The sequence below is a fragment of the Streptomyces sp. NPDC049627 genome (assembly GCF_044465645.1).
Classification (GTDB): domain Bacteria; phylum Actinomycetota; class Actinomycetes; order Streptomycetales; family Streptomycetaceae; genus Streptomyces.
Genome location: NZ_JBITLW010000007.1, coordinates 266,113 through 275,540, shown reverse-complemented (window position 1 = coordinate 275,540; position 9,428 = coordinate 266,113). Strand labels below are relative to the sequence as shown.

At 69.2% G+C, this 9,428-nt stretch carries 9 protein-coding genes; 3 read left to right on the top strand and 6 right to left on the bottom strand.

Features of this window, described 5'->3' with window-relative positions; genetic code table 11:
• Positions 1 to 146: 146 nt before the first annotated feature.
• The gene (gene glmS, locus ACIBU0_RS20960; protein ID WP_398820301.1) at positions 147 to 1,994 is read right to left on the bottom strand and encodes a glutamine--fructose-6-phosphate transaminase (isomerizing); all 1,848 of its coding nucleotides are present in this window, start codon (positions 1,992 to 1,994) and stop codon (positions 147 to 149) included.
• A 94-nt stretch (positions 1,995 to 2,088) separates the two neighbouring features.
• Here glmS and ACIBU0_RS20955 point away from each other — a divergent pair, with 94 nt between their 5' ends.
• The 3 genes from ACIBU0_RS20955 to ACIBU0_RS20945 all read left to right on the top strand — a co-directional run bounded on the left by ACIBU0_RS20955 (position 2,089) and on the right by ACIBU0_RS20945 (position 4,406).
• Positions 2,089 to 2,355 carry a hypothetical protein gene (locus ACIBU0_RS20955; RefSeq protein WP_398820298.1) on the top strand — a complete coding sequence of 89 codons (267 nt, stop codon included), beginning with the start codon at positions 2,089 to 2,091 and terminating at the stop codon, positions 2,353 to 2,355.
• Between the two features lie 83 nt (positions 2,356 to 2,438).
• Positions 2,439 to 3,407, top strand: a complete 969-nt coding sequence (coaA, locus tag ACIBU0_RS20950) for a type I pantothenate kinase (RefSeq protein WP_398820295.1) — start codon at positions 2,439 to 2,441, stop codon at positions 3,405 to 3,407.
• A gap of 51 nt (positions 3,408 to 3,458) precedes the next feature.
• A complete protein-coding gene (locus ACIBU0_RS20945) occupies positions 3,459 to 4,406 on the top strand; it encodes a DUF389 domain-containing protein (RefSeq protein WP_398820292.1) in 948 nt (315 codons plus the stop codon).
• Here ACIBU0_RS20945 and ACIBU0_RS20940 read toward each other — a convergent pair.
• The 5 genes from ACIBU0_RS20940 to ACIBU0_RS20920 all read right to left on the bottom strand — a co-directional run bounded on the left by ACIBU0_RS20940 (position 4,403) and on the right by ACIBU0_RS20920 (position 9,363).
• On the bottom strand, positions 4,403 to 4,927 hold the full coding sequence (locus ACIBU0_RS20940; RefSeq protein WP_398820289.1) for a hypothetical protein: 525 nt from the start codon (positions 4,925 to 4,927) through the stop codon (positions 4,403 to 4,405). The two genes, ACIBU0_RS20945 and ACIBU0_RS20940, sit on opposite strands and share 4 nt — an antisense overlap.
• 138 nt (positions 4,928 to 5,065) lie before the next feature.
• Entirely contained in the window at positions 5,066 to 6,424 is a 1,359-nt protein-coding gene (gene glmM, locus ACIBU0_RS20935) for a phosphoglucosamine mutase (RefSeq protein WP_398820287.1), read from the bottom strand.
• A 260-nt stretch (positions 6,425 to 6,684) separates the two neighbouring features.
• Entirely contained in the window at positions 6,685 to 7,197 is a 513-nt protein-coding gene (gene rpsI, locus ACIBU0_RS20930) for a 30S ribosomal protein S9 (protein WP_093905249.1), read from the bottom strand.
• 42 nt (positions 7,198 to 7,239) lie between these two features.
• On the bottom strand, positions 7,240 to 7,683 hold the full coding sequence (gene rplM / locus ACIBU0_RS20925) for a 50S ribosomal protein L13 (RefSeq protein WP_019754543.1): 444 nt from the start codon (positions 7,681 to 7,683) through the stop codon (positions 7,240 to 7,242).
• A 426-nt stretch (positions 7,684 to 8,109) separates the two neighbouring features.
• Positions 8,110 to 9,363, bottom strand: coding sequence for a glycosyltransferase 87 family protein (locus tag ACIBU0_RS20920; protein WP_398820282.1), 1,254 nt, complete (start codon positions 9,361 to 9,363; stop codon positions 8,110 to 8,112).
• Positions 9,364 to 9,428 lie beyond the last annotated feature (65 nt).

The following is a 9,428-nucleotide window of genomic DNA, read 5'->3' as shown; positions in this document are numbered from 1 at the left end:
CCTCATTCCCACGGGCGGTGGCCAGCTCGCACGCGAAGACCTGAAGCGGCACCGTGGCCACCAGCGGCTGCAACAAGGTCGGCGTGGCCGGAATCCTCGACGAACCGAAGCCGACTCACTCCTCCGTCACCCCCTCCCCCGTCACCTCACTCCACCGTCACCGACTTCGCCAGGTTCCGAGGCTGATCCACCTCATTCCCACGGGCGGTGGCCAGCTCGCACGCGAAGACCTGAAGCGGCACCGTGGCCACCAGCGGCTGCAACAAGGTCGGCGTGGCCGGAATCCAGATCAAGTGATCCGCATACGGCACCACCGCCTCGTCCCCCTCCTCCGCGATCACGATCGTCCGCGCACCCCGAGCCCGGATCTCCTGGATGTTCGAGACGATCTTGTCGTGCAGGACCGACCGCCCCCGAGGCGACGGCACCACCACGACCACCGGCAGATCGTCCTCGATCAGAGCGATCGGCCCGTGCTTCAACTCCCCCGCCGCGAAGCCCTCAGCATGCATATAGGCGAGTTCCTTGAGCTTCAGCGCCCCCTCCAGGGCGACCGGATACCCCACGTGCCGCCCGAGGAACAGCACCGTGTTCTTCGAAGCAAGCCCGCGCGCCAGCTCCCGCACCGGCTCCATGGTCTCCAGCACCCGCTCGACCTCACCCGAGATCTGCGACAGATCCCGAATGACGGCACCGATCTCGTCGCCCCACTTGGTGCCCCGCACCTGCCCCAGGTACAGCGCGACGAGATAACAGGCCACGAGCTGGGTCAGAAACGCCTTGGTGGACGCGACGGCCACCTCCGGCCCGGCATGCGTGTAAAGCACCGCGTCCGACTCCCGCGGAATCGTCGACCCGTTGGTGTTGCAGATGGCCAGCACCTTGGCGCCCTGCTCACGGGCGTGCCGGAGCGCCATGAGGGTGTCCATGGTCTCGCCGGACTGGGAGATGGCGATGACGAGGGTCTGCTGATCGAGGATCGGGTCCCGGTACCGGAACTCGCTGGCCAGCTCCACCTCGCACGGAATCCGCGTCCAGTGCTCGATGGCGTACTTGGCGATCAACCCGGCGTGAAAGGCCGTACCGCAGGCAATGACGACGATCTTGTCGACCTCCCGCAGCTCGGAGGCGCCGATCCGGACCTCGTCCAGCGTCAGTGAGCCGGCGGCGTCGATGCGCCCCAGCAACGTATCGGCGACCGCCTTGGGCTGCTCGGCGATCTCCTTGAGCATGAAGTAGTCATAACCCCCCTTTTCCGCGGCGGCCGCATCCCAGTCGACGCGATACGACCGCACATCCGCCGGCCGCCCGTCGAACCCGGTGACGGTCACCGCGTCCCGCCGCAGCTCCACGACCTGGTCCTGCCCCAGCTCGATCGCCGACCGCGTATGGGCGATGAACGCGGCGACGTCCGAGGCGAGAAAGGCCTCACCCTCCCCAACGCCCACCACCAGCGGCGAGTTCCGCCGCGCACCGACGACCACATCCGGCTCGTCGGCATGCACCGCAACAAGCGTGAAGGCCCCCTCCAGCCGCCGGCACACGAGCCGCATGGCCTCGGCGAGGTCGTCGCAGGAAGAGAACTCCTCGGCCAGCAGATGAGCGACGACCTCGGTGTCGGTCTCGGAGACCAGCTGATGCCCCCGCTCCTCCAGCTCGGCCCGCAGCCCGGCGAAGTTCTCGATGATCCCGTTGTGCACGACGGCGACGCGCCCGGCGTTGTCGAGATGCGGATGGGCGTTGGCATCCGTCGGCCCCCCGTGCGTGGCCCACCGCGTGTGCCCGATGCCCGTGGTCCCGGTCGGCAGCGGCCGCTCGGCCAGCTCCTTCTCCAGGTTCCCCAGCTTCCCCGCCTTCTTGGCCCCGGCCAGCCCCCCGTCCGCCAGCACGGCCACCCCCGCCGAGTCGTACCCCCGGTACTCCAGCCGCTTCAGTCCGGCCATCACGATCTCGAGCGCCGACTGCGACCCCACGTATCCCACGATTCCGCACATGCGGGGCAGCCTACGACCGAACTCCGTACGGAAACGGCCGAAGCGTGCCCGATTTCGGAAATTCCCGCCGCAGTACGAACGCTCAGCGGCGCACTTGCCCGAAGCCCGCCCGTATGCGATCGACTGCCTGGACGGTGTCGTTGAGGACGGCATCCGGGTCGGGCGGCCGTCCGTCGGCGGCATCCTCGACATCCCTGCCGAACTCGTCACCCGGCTCGAAGCGGTCGTCATCGGTCCGAGAGGCGGCTCGTTCCTCTGCCGGGCAGCGGAACGCTCCCACCTTCCCGCCGGGTTCCAGCCGGATGCGGTCGTCATCGAGATGACGGGCCGAGCCATCGAGGACGCGGCAAGGGGAGCGTGACGTACGGCACCGCGTGACGGATGCCACGCCACAGTCCGTTCGTCCTCCCGTAACAATGGACTGTGATCTCTCCGGTCTCCTCGATGCCCCGGAGCGCCCACCGGCAGCGGCCGGAGGCGACTCCCTACGTCGACCTCACCCGCGCCGAGTGGAGCGCCCTGCGCGACAAGACCCCCCTGCCGCTCACCGCGGAGGAGGTCGAGAAGCTGCGCGGTCTCGGCGACGTCATCGACCTCGACGAGGTCCGCGACATCTACCTGCCGCTCTCCCGCCTGCTCAATCTCTACGTCGGCGCCACGGACGGCCTCAGAGGCGCGCTGAACACCTTCCTCGGCGAACAGGGCTCCCAGTCGGGCACCCCGTTCGTCATAGGAGTCGCCGGCTCCGTCGCCGTAGGAAAGTCCACGGTCGCCCGCCTCCTGCAGGCCCTGCTCTCCCGCTGGCCCGAGCACCCGCGCGTCGAGCTGGTGACGACGGACGGCTTCCTGCTCCCCACCAGGGAACTCCAGGCCCGCGGGCTGATGTCACGGAAAGGTTTCCCCGAGTCCTACGACCGCCGCGCGCTCACCCGCTTCGTCGCCGACATCAAGGCGGGCAAGGACGAGGTCACGGCCCCCGTCTACTCCCACCTGATCTACGACATCGTCCCTGACCGGCGGCTCACGGTCCGCCGCCCGGACATCCTGATCGTCGAGGGCCTGAACGTCCTCCAGCCCGCCCTCCCCGGCAAGGACGGCCGCACCAGGGTCGGCCTCGCCGACTACTTCGACTTCAGCGTGTACGTCGACGCGAGCGCCGAGGACATCGAGCGCTGGTACCTCAACCGCTTCAAGAAGCTGCGCCAGACCGCCTTCCAGAAGCCGGACTCGTACTTCCGCAAGTACACCCAGGTGTCGGAGGAAGAGGCCCTCGACTACGCCCGCACCCTCTGGCGCACCATCAACAAGCCCAACCTGGTGGAGAACATCGCCCCCACCCGCGGCCGGGCCACCCTCGTGCTGCGCAAGGGCCCGGACCACAAGGTGCAGCGGCTGAGCCTGCGCAAGCTGTAAGGCCACGACGCACGTCCGGCAATGAAACGCGGGCCTGCTAGAAAAGGCGCCATGCTGCATCTGCGCCTGATCACTCCGGCCGACAAGACCGACGACGTGGTCCGCCTCATCGAGAAGACGGTCGGTACGACCCACCTCGCCGTCCTGCCGGGCGCCGCCCGCAACCCCGTCGGCGACCTGGTGCTGTGCGACGTGGCGCGCGAGGCCGGTGACGAACTCCTCACCGGGCTGCAGCGGTTGGGCCTCGACGAGCTCGGCTCCATCGCCGTGGAGACCATCGACCTGTCGCTGTCCAAGCGCGCCGACAAGGCCGAGGCGGAGGCTCCGGGCGAGGGCGCGGACGCGGTGCTCTGGGAGCACCTGACGGACGCGACGCACGAGGAGTCGACCCTCTCCGTCACCTACCTCGCCTTCATCACGCTCGCCACGATGATCGCGGCGTGCGGTGTCGTGCTCGACAACGCGATCCTGATCGTGGGCGCGATGGCGGTCGGCCCGGAGTTCGGACCGCTGGCGGGTATCTGCACGGCCATCGTGCAGCGGGCACCACGCCTCGCGCTGCGCTCGCTGATCGCACTGCTGGTGGGATTCGCGGTGGCGATGGCGGTGACCGTGGGCTTCAGCCTCTTCATGGACGCCGTCGGCCTGTTCACCGAGGCCCAGCTGGAGAGCGAACGTCCCAACACGGGCTTCATCTACGCCCCGGACTGGTTCTCCTTCGTCGTGGCGGTACTCGCCGGCGCCGCCGGCACCCTCTCCCTGACGTCCGCCAAGTCCGGCGCCCTGGTCGGCGTCGCCATCTCGGTGACGACGGTCCCGGCCGCCGCCAACGCGGCGGTGGCCCTGATCTACGGCGACGCCAAGCAGACCTGGCTCTCGACGGGCCAGCTGCTCCTGAACCTCCTGGGCATCATCCTGGCCGGCACCCTCACGCTCCTGGCCCAGAAGTGGCTCTGGGCCAGGCAGCGCGAGCGTGCGGCGAAGGCAGGCGGCGTCTAGGAGAGGTAACGCGCTTCGCAACCGGTGCCGATCACGTCACCGGGGTTGGCGAACACCACGTCGGAGCCGAGGCCGCAGGTGGACACGATGTCGTTGCCGGGCACGTCGTCGTCCACCCCGATCGTGTCGTTGCCGCTGCCTGTCTCCACGAGGTCGGCGCCGGATCCGGCATCGACGACGGTCCGGATCCCGATGCCCGTCCCATGGAATTGGTCACCCCCGTCACCCAGCCCGACCGAGAGCCGGCTGACGGGGAGGGGGCAGTTGACATTGAAGAAGTCCACCTGAGTGCAACCCGGTCCTGCCGCGACGCCCGTGCTGTCCATGAGCCTCAGGTTGGTGCCGACGATGGTGGCCGTCACATTGTTCGCGAAACCGGCCCGGGCACTGAGCCCGACATTGCCGAACACACGGAACGCGGTGGAGCCAGGGGTCTGAGCCACGGCCGGGGTGGCGAACGCGGGGACGAGGAGACCGGCGGCCAGGACCGGCACGGCCGCTCGTGTCAGGGTGCTGCTCACGATCTTCATGCTGTGCGTCTCTCTTTCGTCGAGGCAGGGCGCCACGCAGAGCCCCCCTCGACGAAAGTGAAACAACCAGTGATCGGCCGCGCACTCCTTGTACGTACGTTCAAGTGACGAGTGACGTACGCCGGCGGACTAACCCAGCGCCGACTTCACCGCATCGGCCAGCCGCCCGGCGACGGACCGGGCCTGATCGATGTCGGCCGCCTCGACCATCACCCGCACCAGCGGTTCCGTACCCGACGGCCGCAGCAACACCCGCCCCGTCGAGCCCAGTTCGCGCTCCGCGTCGGCAACGGCGGCCGCAAGGTCGGCCGACGTCTTCACCCGCGCCTTGTCCACGTCCGGCACATTGATCAGCACCTGCGGCAGCCGCTCCATGACCGAGGCGAGGTCCTTGAGCGTACGACCGGTCTGCGCGACCCGGGCCGCCAGCAGCAGCCCCGTCAGCGTGCCGTCACCGGTCGTGGCGTGATCGAGGATGATGACGTGCCCGGACTGCTCGCCCCCGAGGGCGAACCCGCGCTCCTTCATCTCCTCCAGCACATACCGGTCACCGACGGCGGTCTGCACCAGCGCGATGCCCTCGCGCTCCATGGCCAGCTTGAAACCGAGGTTGGACATCACGGTCGCCACCACGGTGTCGGACCGCAGCTCGGACCGCTCCCGCATCGCCAGCGCGAGCACGGCGAGGATCTGGTCCCCGTCCACCTCGTCGCCGGTGTGGTCCACGGCGAGGCAACGGTCGGCGTCACCGTCGTGCGCGATACCGAGGGCGGCACCGTGCTCGATGACGGCGGCTTTCAGCTTGTCGAGGTGGGTGGACCCGCAGCCGTCGTTGATGTTGAGCCCGTCCGGTTCGGCACCGATGGTGACGACCTCGGCCCCGGCCCGCGAGAAGGCCTCCGGCGACACGCCCGCCGCGGCGCCGTGCGCCTCGTCGAGGACGATCTTCAGCCCGTCCAGCCGGTTGGGCAGCACGCCGAGGAGGTGGGCGACGTACTCCTCGAACCCCGCGTCGTACGACCGCACCCGCCCGACGGCCGCGCCGGTCGGCCGCTCCCACGGCTCGCCGTGCCGGTGCTCGTCGTAGACGGTCTCGATCCGGTCCTCCAGCTCGTCGGCGAGCTTGTGGCCGCCCCGGGCGAAGAACTTGATGCCGTTGTCGGGCATGGCGTTGTGGCTGGCGGAGAGCATGACGCCGAGGTCGGCGCCGAGCGAGCCGGTGAGAAAGGCCACCGCGGGCGTCGGCAGCACGCCGACCCGCAGTACATCGACACCCGCGCTCGCCAGGCCGGCCACCACGGCCGCCTCCAGGAACTCCCCGGACGCACGCGGGTCCCGCCCGACCACCGCTGTCGGCCGGTGGCCCTCGAAGGTGCCCGCCTCGGCCAGTACGTGCGCCGCCGCCACGGACAGACCGAGCGCCATCTCGGCCGTCAGATCCGCATTGGCGACGCCGCGCACGCCGTCCGTGCCGAAGAGTCGTCCCACTTGTCCTCCTGAGGAAACATCAGTTCCGAAAGCGGAGCCGGCGTGCGCTGTGTCGCATGTCGCCGGGGGCTCCCGCTTCCAGGCATTCCATGCCCGGGCCATCGGATCACACAAGCCTTTGAACGCCTGAGCATCCGAGCGTGTGAGCGTCTTGTGCCGTTATACGCCTGAGCCCGGGGATAAAACGAACGCCCCGGCGGCACTGTGGCGTGCCGCCGGGGCGTTCGGAGTACCGGAGTACCAGCAGAGGCAGCGAGCGATTAGCGCTTGCTGTACTGCGGGGCCTTGCGGGCCTTCTTCAGACCGGCCTTCTTGCGCTCGACCGCACGGTCGTCGCGCTTGAGGAAGCCGGCCTTCTTCAGCGGGCCGCGGTTGTTGTCGACGTCGGCCTCGTTCAGGGCGCGGGCGACACCGAGACGGAGCGCACCGGCCTGGCCGGAGACACCGCCACCGGCGATGCGGGCGATGACGTCGTAGCGACCCTCGAGCTCAAGAACCTTGAACGGCTCGTTGACCTCCTGCTGGTGCACCTTGTTCGGGAAGTAGTCCTCGAGCGTCCGCCCGTTGATCTTCCACTTGCCGGAACCCGGCACAATGCGAACGCGCGCAATGGCGTTCTTACGACGACCCAGACCGGCGGCGGGCTGGGGCTCACCGAAGCGCGAGGCGAGGGACTCGGAGGTGTACTCACCCTCCACCGGAACCTCGGACTCGGTGGTGTAGCTGTCGATGTCAAGCTCTTCGAGCGGCTGCTCGGCAGTGGTCTCGGCCACGATTCTCCTCAGATTCTCTTCAGTCTTAGGGGGTGGCCGGACTTACTGCGCGACCTGGGTGATCTCGTACGGCTGCGGCTGCTGCGCGCCGTGCGGGTGCTGGTCACCCTTGTAGACCTTCAGCTTCGAGAGCATCTGACGGCCCAGAGTGTTCTTGGGGAGCATGCCCTTGACGGCCTTCTCGATGGCCTTCTCGGGGTTCTTGTCGAGCAGCTCGTCGTAACGGACGGAGCGCAGACCACCCGGGTAACCGGAGTGGCGGTACGCCATCTTCTGGGTCCGCTTGTTGCCGGACAGGTGCACCTTGTCGGCGTTGATGATGATGACGAAGTCACCAGCGTCGACGTGCGGCGCGTAGATCGGCTTGTGCTTGCCCCGCAGAAGGGTGGCGGCGGTGGAGGCGAGACGGCCCAGGACGACGTCCTGAGCGTCAATGACGTGCCACTGGCGCGTCACATCGCCGGGCTTGGGGCTGTACGTACGCACGGTTCGTAGCCTTCGCTTCGAGTGAATGGTCCTGACAAGGTCACCGAAACGATCACGACAGCCTTGACCGCATGGCGGCGACGCATACCGCGTACATGGGGTCGCTGGTCATCGGCCCGGTGGACCGGTGTAAGGGCCCGTCCCGTGAGAATGAGCAAGCCAATACACAACGAACATGCAGGATACCTGCGGCGCCACGGCCGGGTCAAAACGGGTCGCCTACGACCCGCTCCTGCTGTACGCCGGGCAGGGTATCTCAGCCCGTCCGGCACTTGATCCTCGACACCGCCCGCGCCTTCCAGCCCGTCCAGCGTTCGAGAACGAACCCGCACCACCCCTAGCCCCCACCCACCCGCCGGAGGCCGGTCACCTCGCGTCGCCGGCCCGCGTCAACCAGCCCGTCCGGCGTTTGAGGACGAGGCCCCTTCAGGGCCGGAGCGGGGGTCTGGGGGCGGCAGCCCCCAGCGGGGTCGAAGGGGCAGCGCCCCTGGAGGACGGGAAGGGTAGGGGCGGCGGGGGCGAGAAAGCCCGGCCGGAGCGGATGCAGTGGACGGCCAGCGTCACCGCCAGGACACACAGCGTGACCGCATCCTTGAAGGCCCGCCGCTGCACCGCCTCCAGAAGGGGCCAGCTCACCCCAGGCAGCTGCGGCACGAACGCCAGCCAGAACCAGACCCCCCGCGCCGCCGCCCCCTCGCACGGCAACCCCGCCACCAGCAGCGGCACGACGACCAGCAGATAGTGGTCGTACGACGGCCTGGAGACCAGGAACGCCGAAAGCATCAGCATCGCCGCCGTCTCCGCCAGCCTCAGCGCCCCGGCACCACCGCCACCCCCACCCGGCCACCGCCACCGCCACCAAGCACACCCGACCCCCGCCCCCGCAGCGACCCACCCGACACCGGCGGCCACCACCCCCGGCACCCCCACCCGCGGCAGCACCGCCCCCGGCGACGCCTCATACAGCCGCACGAACCCGTCGTCGCCACGCAGCAGAAACGGCAGCGTGCGGGTGACGAACCCCGCAGGATCCGGCAACACCAGCGCCGCCCCCGCCGACACCACCACCGGCACCCCGACCATCGCCACCAGCCCCCGCCACCGCCCCGCGAAGACGAACAGCAGCCCCAGCGGCGCCAGCAACGGCTTCAACGCGACCGCCGCCCCGAACACCACCCCCGCCCACACCCACCGCCCCCGCCCGGCCAGCAACAGCCCCAACGGCAGGGCGAACACCGCCGCAGCCGTCCAATTGCCCAGCAGAACAAGGTGGGCGAAGGGCGCGAACCCGACGGCGAGCCCGGTCAGACCGAGGACCGCGAAGCGGCTGCGCACATCGACACCGTGCAGACGCAGCGCACACACCCAGCCCCCCACCAGACACCCGGTCACCACGACCGGCACCAGCACACCGAGCACCCCCCGCGGCACCAAGACCTGAGGAGCCGCCGCCAGCACCGCGCTCGGCAGATAGAGGAAGTGGGGGTCGTCATACGGCGATCCCCCGGCCAGCCAGACCCGCGCCGCCCGCACGACGATCGCGTTGTCCATCCCTCCGTCCGGGGTCACCCGTGCCGTACGAGCCACCAGCGCCCCCAGCACAGCCACGAGCACCACCCACAGATGCCAGGTCGCCCGTCGCACCAACCACCCGGAGATGTCGCTTTTGTACTCGCTCATCGACTGAACGCTAGGGGCCCATGGGCCTCTTGAGGCGGAGCGGCACACCCACGACCCCGTCTAAG